Source organism: Sphingomonas sp. DC4900, from assembly GCF_049896485.1.
Classification (GTDB): Bacteria; Pseudomonadota; Alphaproteobacteria; order Sphingomonadales; family Sphingomonadaceae; genus Sphingomonas; species Sphingomonas aquatilis.
Genome location: NZ_JAFCUK010000012.1, coordinates 50,909 through 65,808 on the forward strand (window position 1 = coordinate 50,909; position 14,900 = coordinate 65,808).

Genomic DNA, 14,900 nt, shown 5'->3' on the forward strand with positions numbered 1-14,900 from the left:
GACCGCGTTCTTCACGCGGACGGTGGTGCGTGCGGGACGCGGATCGGGCTAGGTCAGGAGGATGTGCCGATGGCGCTGTTAGCTATCGGTCTCAGGCTTTCCCGGGACGATGGAGAGCGCAGGCGGTTTGAAGCCACCCAACCGGAAGTGCTCACCGATCGCGGCGAGGTCACCTAGAGCATTGTATTCCTGAAGCGTCAGCACGACGCTTTCGTTGTCGTCGGCCGAGAATATCGCGCGCGGACCATGACCTGGCCAGACCCGAACCTCGGGCGAGAACGACCCGGGCGAGCCTCCCGACCACGTCCTGAACGGAAGGTCGTTGGTGCAGCAGAAGTCCTCGATATCCTCGATATTGCCGTTCTGGACCTCGTGAGCATGGAGGCGCAGGGGTTCGCCGGATGTAACGGATTCAAGCGGTTCTCCCCCCCATTCGGTCGAGAGGCCGTAGAAATCGGCGAGTTTGTACAGTTCGGGCAGTCGATCGGCGGGAAGTTTCCCCCCGATCGTAATGGAGACGGAAACGCGGTCGGCCATGTCGGGACCTCGTGATGAAGTGGACGTGCCGGTCCCGCGAGCGGTGTCATCACCATTCGCCCGGCTATCCATTCATCACCCCCTTCCCTTGAGCGTGGCCCAGGTTCGAACTGCGATATCCTGTGCTTATACGGCGATAAAGCGAAGGAATAGCTAAATTATCGATCCGATACGGTGTTGAATCGGGACTGGAGCCGATGAAGCAAAAAAAGGGCGACGCCGTGTGCCGGCGTCGCCCCGAGTTTCGGCGTGCGGGAGCGAAAGGGGGCGCGCCCGTGCGCCATGCGGTGCCGTGAGGGAGTGCACGGCACCGGGGGTGGATCAGGCGTCCTCGGCGACGCGCTGGCGGCGACCGCGGCCCTTGCCGACCGGCTCCTCGACCGGGGCGGTGGTTTCGCCCAGTCCGGTGTCGGTGGCGGCCGCATCGGGGCCGGGACCGTTGTCGACCGGGCCGCCATCGGCGCCGAACGGCGGCGACAGATCGTCATCCGCCTTGACGCCGAGCGCGGCACCGACGTCGCGGCGCTTCTGGGCGCGCTGCCAGACGACGTTGTACGAGCCGTCGTCCTGGCGGAAGGCCGAGACCTGCAGCGGCGCGGCGAGCGACGGATCGTCGATGCGACCGTTGAGGAACGCCTCGCCGGTGTTGTTCGAGGTGAGTTCGAAGAACGCCCCGACCTGCACCCACGTCCGGCCCGGGGTGAGCGCGTGGATCTCGTAGCGCGGCGCGCGCGGGTTGGACGACTGGACGGGCTTCAGTGCGATCGTCATCGCGACGGCGAGTGTGGAAATGCGGCCCATGAAAATGCCCGCGTCGTTCTGCTTGATCTGACCGATGTTCATCGTAACGTCTCCTGATGTCGTGCTGGACCCAATGTCCTCGACACCGATCTTCAATCCTCCTCCCCTCCCCGGCCCTTCGGCCGGGCAGGGCGCGATGAGCGCCCCTCACCGACCGCGTCTTCACGCGGACGGTGGATCGTGCGGGACGCGGACCGGGCCTGCCGATCATCGGCCGATCTTGTCGGTCAGGGCGGTGCCGATATCGGCGTGTGCCGCGGCGAGCGCGCCGATCGCGCGGCTGACGACGTCGGTCGCCTCGTCGCTCGGATCGATGCACCAGCATTTGCCGGCGTGGCGGATGTCGATCAGCCGGTCGGATTTGTTGTCGATCCCGAAGGTGTAGCCGTGACGCTGGTCTAAGCCGGCGACGGTGACGTCGGTCGTTTTGGCCTTGATCGTGACGACGGGCGCGACCGCGGGGGTCAGCAGCACGGTATCGCGCGGCGTTTGCGCCTGTGGGACCAGCGCGGGTGCGGGCGGCTTGCCGAGCGACGGCATCTTCGGGATCGGCACGAGGCCGTTCACGGCGTCCTGCGCCATGTCGGCCGCCATTGCGGTCGCCATGAAGATGGCGGTGCGCGCGAGGTCCTGGGCGATGGCTTCGCGGTGCGGCTCGGTCAGCGTCGGCAGGAGGTGGCAGAGTTTGGTGTCGAGCGCGAAGGCGACGGGCTCGGCGTTGGGATCGATGCACATGATCGTGACCTTTCGGCAAAATGCCCGGACCCCATGTCCAGGATGCCGATCCGGTCCCTCTCTCCTTCCGGCGCAGCCGGTGCCGGCATCGTCGCGGGGCGATGCCGTGTCGTTCAGCGAGGCGGTCGTGGATGTCGCATGAGGCGCTTCCTGGCGCTCGACAGGTGATCGATCGAGCGTTGCAGGAAGAAGGCGTGCGCGCTGTCGGATTCGAGTGAGCCCAACCGGTTTTCGAGCGTCTTGATGCGGTGGTCGATCGCGTCGATCGTCAGCATGATGTCGTCGAACGAGAGCGCGACGACGGTCTGCGGATAGGGATAGGGCAGCGCCGGCGCGACGAAGGCGAGGAAATGGGGCTGCACGGGCAAATGGTGCAGGAGGGCGGTCGCGACCGCGCGGCGGATCTGGGAGGCGCCGTGGACGAGTTCTGCTAGCAGCACGTCCATCGCCATCGGGCGGACGATGCGCAGTGCGCCGGGGTCGAGGGTGACGGCGATCGGATCGGTCGAGGCGAGACCGATGACGCCCTCCGACAGGATGGCGAGAACGTCGCCTTCCTCGATGCAGGGACCGTCATCGAGACAGGCGTCATGCGCGGCTTCGCTGGTGTCGAAATAATGGACGCGGTACATGCGCTGGTCCTTTCTCGCTGGGATCAGGAATATTCCGGGCGACGTGCGGGAAACCGCGCGGGCGGGAGGCCGGAGAAGCTGAAGGCGCGGAAGCGTCCGCCGGTGTAGGCGGCCGAATCCACCGGCGGGCGATGCCGCTGCAGGCGGTCGAGCAGGCGATTGGCGCGGCGCATCGCCGCGACCGCGGCCTTGTCATGGTAATGGAGGGCGATCACGCGGACGAAGGTGCCGGTATCGTACCACCAGCCCCCCTCCTCGGGGCCACCCCACTCACGGTCGATTTCGTAGAAGGCGAGGATGCTGCGCATTGGGTTAACTCCGGTTGTCACCGGGTCGGATGATCCTCCCGGTTCACAACAGCCGGTCCGCCTTCCCCTTCCTCAGACGTCCGGTGCGTCGTCGGGACGCTGGTGGCGCAGCGCACGCGCGAGCGCCCGCTTGCGGGCGGTCGCCGCGGCGCGCGACGGATAGGCGCCCGAGAGGCGCGAGGGGTGCGAAAGGCTGTTGTCGAACACGACCCACCCCGTTGCGGTATGGGCGACGTGCATGCCGTCGCTGCGCGAGGGCGCGGTCATGACGGCCGCGCCCGCCTGACCGCGGCCTCGGCCGTGAGCTGTCCGGCAAGGGCGTTGCGATGCGAGGCGATCCGGCTGTCGGGCGCAGCCACGACTTCGGCCGCGCGGGTCAGCAGAGCCGCGAGGTCGGTGTCCGACATCGGCGCCGGTTTGGTCGCGGATCGCGCGGGTTCTTCCCCAGCCTTGTCGAGCATGAGCACGAGGATCGAGGGCTTGATGTCCTCGTCGAGCGGGCGACTGTCGGCGACGAACCTGCCGCCACGCGTGATCGCGAACGCGTTGAAGGTGGGTGATACCCCGTTATCGGCATTGGGGATCGTGGTGCCGCGATCGTGGAACTGGATGTCGATGAAACGCGGCGGGCCACCATAAGTCTTTTCGAGAAAGCAGAAGGTCACGCGGCGACCCTCGCTGGTCTTCGCCGTGATCGTGAACGCGCCGTCAGGCACGTCGATCGGCTTGTGCGGCACGTCGTTGTAACCGGCGAAGCCCGCGGCGATCGCGTCGTCGCGCGTCATGACGGGGAGATCGGTGATATCGGCCATGTCGGGACTCCTTGATGATGGGGATCAGGCGGCGCGTTTGACCGTGATGAGGTCGGCGAAGCGGTCACGGACCGCGCAGGCATCGGGATAGAGGTTGGCGAGACCGTGCCGAGCGAGGATCGGCGCGCGCGAAGCGGCGACGACACCGGCCTCCTCGATGGTGGGGACGCGCGGTGGCCAGCCTCTGACGTAGCGAAGGTCGGGCGGCATCGCGCTTTCGAGCCGTCGCCGTTCGGCCGCATCGGCCTTGGCAACGGTAATCCGGTTCCTCAAATTACCTGGTATGTGGCGCGGTGCGACGTCGGCGAGCCAGCGCGCGGGCTGGAACGAGAAGGTCGAGGTCGCCTCGAGGTCGACCAGGTGAAGCAGCGCGGGACGATTTGCCGGTGCCGAAGCCGATGCCTGGGCGTCGCCGAGCGACTGGAGGACGCAGAAGCGGCACGACAGTCGCGACGACTGGTAACAGGTGTAGGCGACGTGCAGCGGGATGCCGAGCGTATCGTGCGCGGCGAAGACCTGTGGTGTCGTCCAGTGCGCGATCGGGTTCCACAGCATCATCGCGGTGCCGTGGGGATTGCCGGCAGCGGCGTAGCGCGCGTCTGCTTTCCATTCGGGTGTGCGTGACCGAGCGATGCTCTCGTCGCGGCGCAGTCCCAGCACGTTGATGATAGTCTGGCCGCGCAGCAGTCTGGCGAGGTGCGGCCCGATGACATGGGCCTTCATCTCTGAGGTGCAGAAGCGCAGCGCCGAGGATGACCAGGGACCGATCAGATTATAGGTTTCGAGTGCCTCGTAGCGCGCCTTGCCGTTGGCAAAGCGCGTGGCCCAGCGGTCGAACAGGTCGCCGGCGTTGCGCCGGACGATCGTCAGCGGCACGCCGGCGCGGGTCGCGAGATCCTCGACCGTGGCGGGCGTTTCGTCCCACTCGGCGCGGCCGAGATCGGCGTGGATGGCGATGCGGCGTTCGCGCGGGTGGCCGAGCGCATCGAGGATCAGATTGACCGCGAACATCGCGGCCGAGCTGTCCTTGCCGCCCGAGAGGTTGAAGACGATCCACGCGCCGCGTTCGACCGCGTCGAGGATGGCGGGCGGCAGGGCGATGGCCGGAAGGCCGGCGACCAGGCCGCGTCCGATGTCGATGAACATGGGCCGTCAGGCCGCGAGCGGTGCCGGCAGCGCCAGCCACTCGGGTTCGTCGCTGGCGATGACCGGGTCGTGCGCGCGCGCCTCGGCTTCCGAGAACACGGTTGCGCTGGCGAGCGCCCCGAAGCCGTCGTCGTTGTTCCAGAAGACGGCGTGGCCGTTCTGGTCGCGCGAGGCGAGCACGAAACCGAAGCGACCCTCGTGACCATGGGTGTCGGGATCGGCTGCGGCGCTGCGCGCGGCGCGATCGAGGATGTTCTGGGTGCTGTGGAATGTCAGCCCCGCCTCGGTGATGAGGACGCAGCCGCCCCCGAACTCGCCGGGGCGCATCCTGTCGCAGTCGGAGATCCATGCGAACCCGCAGGGAAGCGCGGACTTGCAGACGATCCGGATCAGGCCGGCGACCGGCTCGATGCCGAATTGATCGCCCCAGAAGGTGGCGCGGCAATTGCCCGCGTCGTCCGGCTCGGTGATGTCGATCCGGCAGTCGAGGTACGGGAAAATCCAGTCATCGAACAGCGCTAGGAAGTTTTCGAACCGGCTCGCACCCTTGGGCGGGAACAGGCTGTGGAAGCGCGTGCCGAGGCTGTCATAGCCGAGCGCGAGATCGGCGTCGTCACCGTTGCTGTCGAGGATATCTACCGCCTGTTCGGCGGCGCGCAGCATGGCCGCTTCCTCGATCGTTACCGTCAGGGTGAACGCGGCCTTGGTGTAGGTATTCGCCATGGGATTGCTCCGAAATGGTGGGAAAATGGTGGCACGCGGTCGCGCTCAGGCGTCTGCGGCCTCGCCGAGACGCGCCAGCGCGGCCGCGGCCTCGGCGGGGTAAGCCTGGGTGAGATTGCCGTGCAGGAACGCAAAATCCGGGATCGGGAAAACACCGTTCGGCCCGGGCCGGGTAATCAGCAGCGCGCTGATGACGGCATCGGCCGGATCGGCATGGACGATGGTAGGCGTCCCGCCGTTATACTCGACCGGCGCGGTGAAGCCCGCCTCGCGCCAGGTGGCGAGCCCCTCCTCGACGCGCGTCGCATAGTCGGCGACGGCCTCGTCGAGCTCGTTCTCGATGTGGAGGACGAGTTCGACATAGCGTCCGAAGTCGTGGGCGTTGGAGAGACCGGCGAGGCGGCATCCCGGGGGTGGCGGGCCGTAGCGTGCGATCAGCGCGGACTTGTAGACCGCGATTTCGAGGCGGTTGAGGCTGTCGAAGTCGGGCGACTGCCCGAGTTGCGCGCAGTCTTCCTCGGCGGGACCGGCACCGAGATCGATGAAATAAGGCATGGGGCTCTCCGTCGATCGTCATTGATCGACGCGCCCCATCCCCCTCCCCTTTCTTGTCGGGTGTTCAGTCGCCGAAGAAGCGGCGTTTGATGGCGATCTGCGCCTCGCCATCGGACTGGCCGAGGGTCATCAGCCGGTCGGTCTCGAGCGTGATCGCGAGATCGGAGGGAAGATCGGCCCAGCGCGACGCGATCGTGACGGCCGCGGCCGCTGTGGTCAGCTCGCCGGGGTGTGCGCCATGCCATGCGACGGTTTCGTCCTCGCCCTCGAGATGGGGGTGCGGGCGCAGGACCTGCACGAAGAACGTGGCGAGCGGGCGATCCCATCCGATGCTGACGCTGGTGCCGGGTTCGATGCCGGGAAACTGGTGGCGGCTCATGGCGATCCTTTCAGGGTCAGTGCAGCGAGATCCACTCGGCGTGCCAGGGGCGCGGGTGCGGGTAGAAGCGAAGAACGCCTGGAACATCGGTTTCGCCGCTGGCGAGGCGTTCTTCCAGCCAGAGGATGTAGAGCGCGGCGTCGGCGAGATCGCCGGCGAGCAGATCGTCGAGCATCGCGGCCTCGCGCGCGGTCTGTTCGTCGAGCGCGGACCAGTCCAGCGCATCGAGGAAACGGTCGCGTCGATCGGTGTAGCGCGCGATGCGGGCAGCGTCGGCCTGGACGCTGGCGATGGCGAGATGGATATCCACGGGCGGTGCTCCTTCCGGCATGTCGGTGACATGCCGCCCGCTCCCGCTCCCCTTCCCTCGCGCCGCTGGCGCGGGGATCATGCCGCGAGGATTTCGCGGATCGCGTCGCTCCGGCGCGGATAGGCAAGCCGGGGCAGATCGCGCGCGGTGCGCCGGGCGTCGCGCGTCAGCTCGAAGCAATAGGTGAACAGCGGGCTTTGCCGGTGCGGGCGGAGCAGATTGTCGGCACGGAGCCGCGCGAGCCAGTCGGCGGGGTGTTCGTGCGCCTCCGGCCTCGGCGCACCGAGCCGCACCAGCTGGTCGATCGCCCCGGCATGGCCGGATTCGAGGTTGCGGATCTTCGACAGCGTTCTCTCCGAGATCGTCTCGCCGGCGATGCGCAGCACCGTCCGCGGCCTCGTGCGGCCGCGATAGGCGCCCGACAGCGCGGCATAGACGACGCCGCAATGGCCGAAGGCGGGATCGGAGAAGCTGACGACAGCGTCGATCCGGGGCTTGGCGAGGCGCAGGAGGCGGAAGGCGCGCGACGTGAAGAAGCTTTCGCCGTTCGCGGCGACCGAGGGCAGGCAGATGAGCCGTTGCAGTACGCAGCCCCGAGCGGGATCGGCATAGCCGGTGTGCCGGGTGATGACCGCGCCGGTCGCCGGCACGCCGAACACGATGAGACCGACCAACGCGGATCTGCCCGGGTCGCCCGGACCGAACAGCCCGCAGGCGAGCTGGGCGGCGGGATAGCGCGGGAGGTAATGATGGTCGGCGAGGAATGCGCGGGCAGTATCATGGGCGACGACATCGACGGCGTAGCGGCGCGGGTCGATCACGCTGTCGCCGGCAACGAACAAGCTGCGCCGGTCGCGCCAGCGCTGGGAGCGGTCGGTGAGCATGGTTACCTCCGTCAGGCCGCGTCGGCGTAGATCTCGGCCGCCCAGGTCTCGATCCATCCGGTGGTGATCTCATCGTGATCGAGGTCGCCGCTCTCGATCAGGGCGCGGATCTCGGCGCGAGCCTGCGCGATCGCGCGTTCCCAGGGGTCGGCGGTTGGTGGCGGTGGAGTAGACGCCGCGGCCTCGGGCAGGTGTCGCGGTGTTTCGAGCGTTCGCGCGCATTGCGTGCGATACCAGCGTTCCATGAAGTCGGCGCCGAGCGCGTCGGTCTTGGCGATGCGATGCCTGAGCGCGTGCTGTCGCACGCCTACGCCCCATCCCTGGCTGTCTATCGAGGCGATCCAGCGTGCGAACGGCGTGAGGTACGGCAGGGCATCGCCTTTCACCCCGAAGAGGTGCGCCTTGACGCCGATCGGCAGGATGCGGGTCAGCCGCTCGACGACGGCGATCAGCCCTTCGGGACCGTGGATCGGTCGCCGGCACATGCTGCCGATGCCGACGACGGTGCCGGGTAGGATCAGACCGCCGATCGCGTCGAGTGAACGGACGTAGTCGTCGGGCACGCGGCCCTGCAGCACGGGCATCAGCCGGTCGCGGATGGCCAAGTCGTCGGCGCGGGCAAAGCATTCTCGGTTGGTGGCGGTGGTGCGCGCGATGCGGTCGAGCACTTCCTCGCGGTCGTGGGCAACGCCCTCTTCGCAGCAGTAATCGACCGACGAGATGCGTCGGAACGGCCATGACGCGGCGAGCGCCATGTAATCGGCGATGCTCCAGGGAAGCCCGCCATAGCGGACCATCATGGTGTAACCGGCGGAATCGAGGTCGACGCTGGCGAGCGGTCGCGCGTTGGCGAGCGTTCCGGTGCGCCATCCCGACCACTCGCGCCAGCCATCGGCCTTGCGCCAGCGCGACAGACAATTGGCCGAGATCAGCACCGGTGCTTGCAGCGCGACCGCGCGCTGAAGGATAGGCCCGTTTGCGAGATGCGGCAGGCCGAGGATGATCTCGATCGTCATCGTCTAGCGGCCAGCTAGCTGATAGCTGTCGGCCATTCCGACAATACGCATCACAGATCCTCGCGCAGCATGAGCGTGAGAACACGGCGCGTGATGCTGGCGTCGGCGGGGTCTTCCGATCCCCATTCCAGCGCCACGTCATAATAATCGATACGGAAGTGTATCGTCTCGCCTGACAGCTCGAACTGGCCGCGATCGCGTTCGGGACAGTCGGCGGGGAAAGTGTAGCGGCGCAGCGCCTGCAGGACATGCGCCTGGGCGACGGCTTCCGAGGCGAGCGAGCCGTTCGACAGCGCGCCGAGGCACGCGCGGGTCATGACGATCTTCGCGGTGCGGTCGAACCCCTGGCGGCAACGGTCGTTGAGCCTGGCCACGGCTTCGAGGCGCGTTTCGGTGGCGGTCAAAATCATGTGACGATCCTCCGTTGGGTCGATAGCGATGGTGGCGGGGACTTCAGGCGGCGAGCGCGTCGCTTTGTCCCCGGCCTCGTTCGGGAAAGGCCGCATGGAAGCGGTCGAGCCAGTCGCCCATCGTCGGGCGCTCGCCGAGCGGGATGACCGCCGCGACGTCCTGGAACCGTATGAGGTCGAGTGGCGCATCGCGGATGATGCGGTCGATCTCGTCGGCCGGCAGGAGGTGTTCGTCGCGGATGAAGGCGGTCATCGATCCGGGGCGCGCGCGGGTCGATCTGCGCCACAGGCCCTCGACCGTGTGCAGCCGCGGGGCTGCGCGTGCTTCGACCAGCACGATGAGCCGCAGGCACCATTGCGGGAGGCCGCGGATTTCGTCCGGATGATTGGCGATGCACAGCCAGCACGCCGATTTGGGGGGCACCGGCAGACCCTCGGCCTGGATGCGGGCGACGCAGTCGGGCCGGTCCCATCGCCATTCGCGCAAGGGATATTGGCAGTCGTACAGCGGATCGTCGATCGACAGCGCATGGTTGGCGCGCGCGGTGTCGCGCGGACCGGCGTCATAGCCGATCAGGCGGACGACGCGCTGCCCGCGCGCCCATGCGTCGACCGCTGGTTGCCAGGTCGACAGGAATTTGTCCTGCGGCGCCTTCTTGTACTTGAGGCTGCAACTCGACCCGCCGAGCGACTTGCTCGGCAGCGTGGCGTTGGTCAGGCACATCTCGAGGATGCCGTAATAGGGCGGCCAGTGCTTGAATCGCTTCGGGACATAGCTGACCAGCTCGAAACGGATACCGCGGTCGCGCATCCAGGGCCGGATCACGTCGAGATATTCGTAGGTCGCCGGTTTCTCGACCGAGGTATCGGCGGTGAGCACCAGGTCGGGCGCTTCGCCGCGCGCGTGCTTTTCGATCAGCAGCGCGGTGCTGTCGACGCCGATGCCGTAGGCCAGCACCACTGGTGGTGGCGGCGGCAGGGGCGCGACCGGAACTGCCGCGCCGGTCATGGTGCATCCTCTGGTTCGAGATAGGTGTCATAGGGCGCACCGGCAGACTCGACCCAGCTACCTTCCTCGTCGAGGTTCTCGATCCGTGCGAGCAGCGCCTCCTTCAGCTGGCGTGCGTCGACGTCGTGGCCCTTGTCGTCGTTCGAGACGAGGCTGAAGGCGATCGTATAGGCGTGGTTGTAGCGTGCCATGTCACGCGCCCTCCGCTGCGGCCTCGGGCGCGGCAGGCACCGCGCGGGCCGTTATCGTCACGTCGAGCCTGTCGCGATCGATGACGACGGTGACCGTCCGGTCCTCGGGGACGAGGAAATAATGCCCCGCCAGCTTGTCGCGAATGCGGTTCTCAAGCGCGGCATCGTCGCCTTCGAGCAGGCCGATGATCCGTTCGGCCGCATCGGCCTGGAAGCGTTCGAGCTGCGTGTCGTAGCTGTCGGCATCGCTGTCGTCGCTGGCGTAAAAGATCGCGCTCTCGAGGATGTCGGCGACGCCGAGCGCGGTGACCTCGCTGCCCCGGCGGACGAACACCGATGTCTCGTCGACCGAGTTGCACGACCACTGGTCGGGCGCGAAGGCGATATCGGCGCCGGTCGACACCTCGATGAACGCGCCAGCGTGGCTCATCGTCGCTTCGAGCGAGATCGCCTCGACCCAACCGCTGTCCGCCTCGGCGGGTGCCTCGCGGCTGTCGGAAACGATGAACGTGCGATCGCCCTGGGTGACGCGGAATCGCAGATCCTCGACACGGGCGAGGATATCGTACCAGCCATAGCCCTTGAACGCGTCCTGCGCCTCGACCAGCGGACCACCGAACGGATTATGCTTCGCGATCGCCGCCTGCGCGGGTTGCCCGATGAGCGCGTCGAAATCGGGCATCAGCACCATGCCGGTGTCGGTCACGCGCGCGCCGCTCTCGTAATTGCGCGAGCTGTCGGCCGCATAGGCGGTCCATGCGAACAGATAGGGCTCGGCTTCGGGTAGTGCGATACCGAGCGCGCGCGCCTCGCGCCAGTCATGCGCCGACAGCCGGTGCGTTCCCGCGGCCTCGATCGCGCGGTAGATCGCGAGGCGGACCGCGTCGCGCAGGGCGGCGATGCCGGTGTTCTCGACCACTTCCTTGCGCGCCGGGAGGACGAGCTGAATCTGGGGGGCGTCGAAGATATCGACCCGCGCGATCCAGTGTCCGCCCCGATCGACCTCCTGGACGTGCGGAAGGTCGCACGGGATGGTCAGCCCATGGAAGTTCAGGCGTCCGTCGCGCGAGGAATAATGCGAGGGGTGTTTCTGAAACACGCCGATCCGCACGCCGTACCATTCCTCGAGATGAACCGCGTCCTTCAGCCAGTCCTCCTGCGGAAGGACCGCGCCGTTCCAGGTCACGGGAACCGGATAATGTTTGGCGGCGCGGGCCACGTCGCGCTCGAGCGTCTTCAGCCACTCGTCGGGCACGCGCACGGTGATCGCGGTGCCGCGCATGATCGGATCGGGTTCGATCGCGATCGGGCGGCTCGTCTCCCACGCCGAGGCCGGGATATGCGCCATCCAGCCCTGGCGGTCGGGTTTCGAGAAGGAGCGGATGATGACGTCGCGGCCTGCGAGGCTGAACACGCCCATGCCGGCGGGATCTTCGGCGCGGCGCGTCTCGTCGGACCAGCCCGAGCGGCCGAGCGTGACGATGCTCACCGGATCGGCGATGCCGTGGCCGTCATCGGTGATGTGCAGGAAGTGCTCGGCGCCGGCGCCGTTCAGCGCGAGCGCGACGCCGGTCGCACCGGCGCGGCGCGCGTTCTGGAGGAGTTCGCAGATGACGTCGAACGCGGTATTGTTGAACAGGCGCGTGACCTTGGCGATCGTCTCGGGGGCGACCGCGGTCGCGATGGTGGCGGGAATCATGGGAGTGCGCTCCTGGAAAAGGGCTCAGGCGTCCGTCACGCCTTCCCTCCCCGCTCCCTCTCTCCTTCATCGGCGCATCGGGCCGAGCCCTGGTCAGCCTGCCTTGCCGTCGCGGAACGCGCCGACCACGGTGCCCGCGTCCCAGTGACCGCTGAGGATACCGCGACGCGGGACCGAGTTGATCGCATAGCGCCGCGCCGCGAGGAGGCGGGCACGCCGGGTGTCGCGGTCGATCGGCGCGCCGGTTGCGATATCGCGGGCGAGGCGAAGCGGCGTCATGGCTTTTCCTCATCGATTGTGCCGGGGATGGCAACATGGTCGGTGACGCCCGTTCCCGAAGGATCGAGCGCGATAATTTCGGCGAGCGTCCAGGGGGCTGCGCGGCGCGGGCGACGCGAGAAGCGAAGCTCGTGCTTTTCGGCATATTTGTGGACCGCTGGATATTTGCGGCCGATCGCTGCCGCAACATCAGGCAGCGCGACGCCGAAGTCGTGCGCGATGCGCAGCGCCCGGATCTCCTCTTCGGTCCATTTCCGGTGATAGCCGTGGACAAGGCCGAGGATGTTCGCGCGCGTGAACAGCGAAGCCTTGGTGCGACCCATCTTCGTCGCCAGGGCGTCCATCGGCATCGTGCCGTAAAGGTCGCGCAGCCTTTCCAGATCATTGTCGCTCCACACCGGCCCGCCCCGGAACCCGTCGCGGTTGGCATGTGTGCCGCGCAACCCGAGATAGTCGGCGCGCCAGCGGATAGAGCATTTCGTGCGGCCGAGCCTGGTCGTGAGCGGGGTCAGGCTTGCCCCGTCGGCATAGGCGCGGATGAGCAGTGTGTCTTCGTCAGGGGTCCAGTTGCGGCCCCATCCCCGGCCATAGCCGAGCTTGCGCAGGTGCGGCCCGAAGCCAGCCTTGGTCCTGCGCGGAAAGCCCTCTGTGGCGAGAATGTCGATGATCGCGATATAACGAAGCCCCTCCCCGGCCAGCGTCAGCGCCCGCGTCGCCTCGGCCTCGGTCCAGTCAGCGGGCTTGTTGGGATGGCGCAAACCGAGCGCGTTGGCACGGGTCGCGGTGCCGGACAGCGGGCGTCCGATCAGCGTGGCGATCTGTGCGATCGGGATCGCCTGCGCGTAGCCGGCGCGCAGCTGGGCATCCTCCCAGTCGCTCCATTTTGGAGGATTTCCTTCGGTCAGCCCGAGCACGCCCGCGCGGGCATAGACGCTGGTGCAGGCGCGGCCGAGATCTCCAGCGAGATCGGCCGTGGGGCGAAGGCCATATTCGCGGGTGAGCCATGCGTCTTCGTCGGTCGACCACGGACGCGACGAATTGCGGCGCAGGCCCAGTTTGGCGATCTTGTCGCGCACGCCGGCGCGGCCGCGACCGAGCGCGGCGACGATGTCGTCGATCGCGGCGTCGTCGCAGAACATGCGTTCGACCGTGGCGATCTCGTCGGGGGTCCAGGCATCGTGCCGGAACGGCATCTCGCGCAGGCGCCCGCACGGCTCGGGCAGCTTCGGACACGCGACCAGCTCGACGATATCGGGCGCGAGGTCGGTCACAGCGACACCACGGCGACGTCGCTCAGCCGCGCGCGCAGCCGTGCATGCAGGCGGGCGATGCGGTCGTCGCCCTTGGGCATGGTGTCGACCGCGGCGATCGCCGACAGGAGGTTGAGCGCGCGGTCGGTGCGCTCGGCGTCGAGCGACAGGTGCCGTGCGAGGTCGCGCGCGGTGCTGGCGTTGGGGGAGATGCGCTTCAGCGCGTCCATGATCGCGGCCGCGTCGGTCGCAGCGGGATCGAGCAGGAACGCGTCGAGCGCGCGCGTGCCCTTGAGGGCGATGGCGGGGCCGTGGTCCGCGACCTCGGCCAGGCCCGCGAGATCGAGCAGCTTCGCCGCCTCGTCGGCATCGACGGACGCGGCGGCACGCAGTTCCGGGGTCTTGCCGAGATGTTCGGTGATGGTGGGATCGATATGCGCCAGCACCGGGGTTGCCGACAGCGCCGGACCCATCGCGAAGAAATCGCCGGGGGCGAGGTTGCGCAGCAGGTCGGCGTCACGCGCGGGAAAGCCGAGCAGGTCGGCCGCGCGCGCGATGTCGCGGTCGAAGACGTTGAGCCCGACCAGCACGTTCTGCAGCTCGGACACGACCGAGGTGGAGAGCTTCGCGAGGCGCTGGGTGGCGATGACGGGGGCGAGACCGCGCTTGCGGCCGCGCGCGCACAGGTCGGTCAGGGTGGCGACGCCGAGCCGGCGGGCATCGGCATCGAGCGCGGAACCGGCGACATGCGGTGCGAGCAGATGGCCCTCGTCGATGCACACCAGCATGGTATGCGCCCAGTCCTCGCGCGGTGCGCCGACCAGGCCGGCAAAGAACGCGGCTGCCTTGATGATCCGCTGGTCGGGATCGAGGTCGGTGAGGTCGATGTGCATCGACAGCCGATGTCGCCGGCTGCGCGTCGCCGCGGCCGTCAGCCCGTCGGCGGTGAGTTCGACCGCGCGGATCGTGGTCGCGCCGATATGGCGGGCGAGGTTCTCGAATTCCCCCTCGGGGTCGACGATCGCAAGCGTCGTATAGTCGAACGCCTCCTCGATGATCCGGCGCAAGGTCCTGCTCTTGCCCGCCCCGGAGCTGCCCTGGATGAGCAGGCGTCCGGCAAGCAGGCGATCGAGGTCAAGGCTGAGCGTGCCGGTCGAATGATGGCCCAGCGGTACGCGATTGTCCGCGGCCTCGGGCGCGCGGATCGGGGTAACACAGGTCATG

21 protein-coding genes are annotated in these 14,900 nt (G+C 67.8%); all 21 read right to left on the reverse strand.

Going from position 1 to position 14,900, the window contains the following annotated elements; genetic code table 11:
- Positions 1-78: 78 nt before the first annotated feature.
- The 21 genes from ACP690_RS13515 to ACP690_RS13615 all read right to left on the reverse strand — a co-directional run bounded on the left by ACP690_RS13515 (position 79) and on the right by ACP690_RS13615 (position 14,899).
- Positions 79-537, reverse strand: coding sequence for a hypothetical protein (locus ACP690_RS13515; RefSeq protein WP_052192542.1), 459 nt, complete (start codon positions 535-537; stop codon positions 79-81).
- Between the two features lie 321 nt (positions 538-858).
- Entirely contained in the window at positions 859-1,380 is a 522-nt protein-coding gene (locus ACP690_RS13520; protein WP_037447324.1) for a DUF736 domain-containing protein, read from the reverse strand.
- 165 nt (positions 1,381-1,545) lie between these two features.
- The gene (locus tag ACP690_RS13525) at positions 1,546-2,073 is read right to left on the reverse strand and encodes a hypothetical protein (protein WP_197419142.1); all 528 of its coding nucleotides are present in this window, start codon (positions 2,071-2,073) and stop codon (positions 1,546-1,548) included.
- A 113-nt stretch (positions 2,074-2,186) separates the two neighbouring features.
- Positions 2,187-2,705 (reverse strand): hypothetical protein, encoded by a 519-nt coding sequence (locus ACP690_RS13530; RefSeq protein WP_024310585.1) that lies wholly within the window; start codon positions 2,703-2,705, stop codon positions 2,187-2,189.
- Positions 2,706-2,728: 23 nt separating this feature from the next.
- Positions 2,729-3,013, reverse strand: a complete 285-nt coding sequence (locus tag ACP690_RS13535; protein WP_024310584.1) for a hypothetical protein — start codon at positions 3,011-3,013, stop codon at positions 2,729-2,731.
- 72 nt (positions 3,014-3,085) lie between these two features.
- A complete protein-coding gene (locus tag ACP690_RS13540; protein WP_024310583.1) occupies positions 3,086-3,280 on the reverse strand; it encodes a hypothetical protein in 195 nt (64 codons plus the stop codon).
- Positions 3,277-3,825 (reverse strand): hypothetical protein, encoded by a 549-nt coding sequence (locus ACP690_RS13545; RefSeq protein WP_024310582.1) that lies wholly within the window; start codon positions 3,823-3,825, stop codon positions 3,277-3,279. The genes ACP690_RS13540 and ACP690_RS13545 overlap by 4 nt, the downstream gene beginning before the upstream one ends.
- A 24-nt stretch (positions 3,826-3,849) precedes the next feature.
- Complete coding sequence (locus ACP690_RS13550) at positions 3,850-4,971, reverse strand: phosphoadenosine phosphosulfate reductase family protein (RefSeq protein WP_024310581.1); 1,122 nt, start codon at positions 4,969-4,971, stop codon at positions 3,850-3,852.
- Between the two features lie 6 nt (positions 4,972-4,977).
- Entirely contained in the window at positions 4,978-5,694 is a 717-nt protein-coding gene (locus ACP690_RS13555) for a hypothetical protein (RefSeq protein ID WP_024310580.1), read from the reverse strand.
- A 45-nt stretch (positions 5,695-5,739) separates the two neighbouring features.
- On the reverse strand, positions 5,740-6,249 hold the full coding sequence (locus ACP690_RS13560) for a hypothetical protein (RefSeq protein WP_016510259.1): 510 nt from the start codon (positions 6,247-6,249) through the stop codon (positions 5,740-5,742).
- Positions 6,250-6,313: 64 nt separating this feature from the next.
- Positions 6,314-6,628 carry a hypothetical protein gene (locus ACP690_RS13565; RefSeq protein WP_024310662.1) on the reverse strand — a complete coding sequence of 105 codons (315 nt, stop codon included), beginning with the start codon at positions 6,626-6,628 and terminating at the stop codon, positions 6,314-6,316.
- Between the two features lie 16 nt (positions 6,629-6,644).
- Positions 6,645-6,938, reverse strand: coding sequence for a hypothetical protein (locus ACP690_RS13570; RefSeq protein ID WP_024310661.1), 294 nt, complete (start codon positions 6,936-6,938; stop codon positions 6,645-6,647).
- Positions 6,939-7,015: 77 nt separating this feature from the next.
- The gene (locus ACP690_RS13575; RefSeq protein ID WP_010409084.1) at positions 7,016-7,822 is read right to left on the reverse strand and encodes a hypothetical protein; all 807 of its coding nucleotides are present in this window, start codon (positions 7,820-7,822) and stop codon (positions 7,016-7,018) included.
- A gap of 11 nt (positions 7,823-7,833) precedes the next feature.
- Complete coding sequence (locus ACP690_RS13580) at positions 7,834-8,838, reverse strand: DUF7221 family queuine tRNA-ribosyltransferase-like protein (protein ID WP_024310660.1); 1,005 nt, start codon at positions 8,836-8,838, stop codon at positions 7,834-7,836.
- Positions 8,839-8,888: 50 nt separating this feature from the next.
- Positions 8,889-9,248, reverse strand: coding sequence for a DUF3768 domain-containing protein (locus tag ACP690_RS13585; protein WP_024310659.1), 360 nt, complete (start codon positions 9,246-9,248; stop codon positions 8,889-8,891).
- A gap of 43 nt (positions 9,249-9,291) precedes the next feature.
- Positions 9,292-10,257 carry a hypothetical protein gene (locus ACP690_RS13590; RefSeq protein ID WP_051163861.1) on the reverse strand — a complete coding sequence of 322 codons (966 nt, stop codon included), beginning with the start codon at positions 10,255-10,257 and terminating at the stop codon, positions 9,292-9,294.
- Positions 10,254-10,448 (reverse strand): hypothetical protein, encoded by a 195-nt coding sequence (locus tag ACP690_RS13595; RefSeq protein ID WP_024310657.1) that lies wholly within the window; start codon positions 10,446-10,448, stop codon positions 10,254-10,256. The genes ACP690_RS13590 and ACP690_RS13595 overlap by 4 nt, the downstream gene beginning before the upstream one ends.
- Position 10,449: 1 nt before the next feature.
- Complete coding sequence (locus tag ACP690_RS13600) at positions 10,450-12,147, reverse strand: ATP-binding protein (protein ID WP_426261448.1); 1,698 nt, start codon at positions 12,145-12,147, stop codon at positions 10,450-10,452.
- A gap of 93 nt (positions 12,148-12,240) precedes the next feature.
- Entirely contained in the window at positions 12,241-12,426 is a 186-nt protein-coding gene (locus tag ACP690_RS13605; RefSeq protein WP_024310655.1) for a hypothetical protein, read from the reverse strand.
- Complete coding sequence (locus ACP690_RS13610) at positions 12,423-13,697, reverse strand: hypothetical protein (RefSeq protein ID WP_024310654.1); 1,275 nt, start codon at positions 13,695-13,697, stop codon at positions 12,423-12,425. Before ACP690_RS13610 ends, ACP690_RS13605 begins: the two co-directional genes overlap by 4 nt.
- Positions 13,694-14,899, reverse strand: coding sequence for a helicase HerA domain-containing protein (locus ACP690_RS13615; RefSeq protein WP_010408937.1), 1,206 nt, complete (start codon positions 14,897-14,899; stop codon positions 13,694-13,696). Before ACP690_RS13615 ends, ACP690_RS13610 begins: the two co-directional genes overlap by 4 nt.
- Position 14,900 lies beyond the last annotated feature (1 nt).

Coding starts and splice junctions, on each gene's coding strand:
- ACP690_RS13515 (WP_052192542.1), bottom strand. CDS start 537: ATGGCCGACCGCGTTTCCGTCTCCATTACGATCGGGGGGAAACTTCCC.
- ACP690_RS13520 (WP_037447324.1), bottom strand. CDS start 1,380: ATGAACATCGGTCAGATCAAGCAGAACGACGCGGGCATTTTCATGGGC.
- ACP690_RS13525 (WP_197419142.1), bottom strand. CDS start 2,073: ATGTGCATCGATCCCAACGCCGAGCCCGTCGCCTTCGCGCTCGACACC.
- ACP690_RS13530 (WP_024310585.1), bottom strand. CDS start 2,705: ATGTACCGCGTCCATTATTTCGACACCAGCGAAGCCGCGCATGACGCC.
- ACP690_RS13535 (WP_024310584.1), bottom strand. CDS start 3,013: ATGCGCAGCATCCTCGCCTTCTACGAAATCGACCGTGAGTGGGGTGGC.
- ACP690_RS13540 (WP_024310583.1), bottom strand. CDS start 3,280: ATGACCGCGCCCTCGCGCAGCGACGGCATGCACGTCGCCCATACCGCA.
- ACP690_RS13545 (WP_024310582.1), bottom strand. CDS start 3,825: ATGGCCGATATCACCGATCTCCCCGTCATGACGCGCGACGACGCGATC.
- ACP690_RS13550 (WP_024310581.1), bottom strand. CDS start 4,971: ATGTTCATCGACATCGGACGCGGCCTGGTCGCCGGCCTTCCGGCCATC.
- ACP690_RS13555 (WP_024310580.1), bottom strand. CDS start 5,694: ATGGCGAATACCTACACCAAGGCCGCGTTCACCCTGACGGTAACGATC.
- ACP690_RS13560 (WP_016510259.1), bottom strand. CDS start 6,249: ATGCCTTATTTCATCGATCTCGGTGCCGGTCCCGCCGAGGAAGACTGC.
- ACP690_RS13565 (WP_024310662.1), bottom strand. CDS start 6,628: ATGAGCCGCCACCAGTTTCCCGGCATCGAACCCGGCACCAGCGTCAGC.
- ACP690_RS13575 (WP_010409084.1), bottom strand. CDS start 7,822: ATGCTCACCGACCGCTCCCAGCGCTGGCGCGACCGGCGCAGCTTGTTC.
- ACP690_RS13580 (WP_024310660.1), bottom strand. CDS start 8,838: ATGACGATCGAGATCATCCTCGGCCTGCCGCATCTCGCAAACGGGCCT.
- ACP690_RS13585 (WP_024310659.1), bottom strand. CDS start 9,248: ATGATTTTGACCGCCACCGAAACGCGCCTCGAAGCCGTGGCCAGGCTC.
- ACP690_RS13590 (WP_051163861.1), bottom strand. CDS start 10,257: ATGACCGGCGCGGCAGTTCCGGTCGCGCCCCTGCCGCCGCCACCACCA.
- ACP690_RS13595 (WP_024310657.1), bottom strand. CDS start 10,448: ATGGCACGCTACAACCACGCCTATACGATCGCCTTCAGCCTCGTCTCG.
- ACP690_RS13600 (WP_426261448.1), bottom strand. CDS start 12,147: ATGATTCCCGCCACCATCGCGACCGCGGTCGCCCCCGAGACGATCGCC.
- ACP690_RS13605 (WP_024310655.1), bottom strand. CDS start 12,426: ATGACGCCGCTTCGCCTCGCCCGCGATATCGCAACCGGCGCGCCGATC.
- ACP690_RS13615 (WP_010408937.1), bottom strand. CDS start 14,899: ATGACCTGTGTTACCCCGATCCGCGCGCCCGAGGCCGCGGACAATCGC.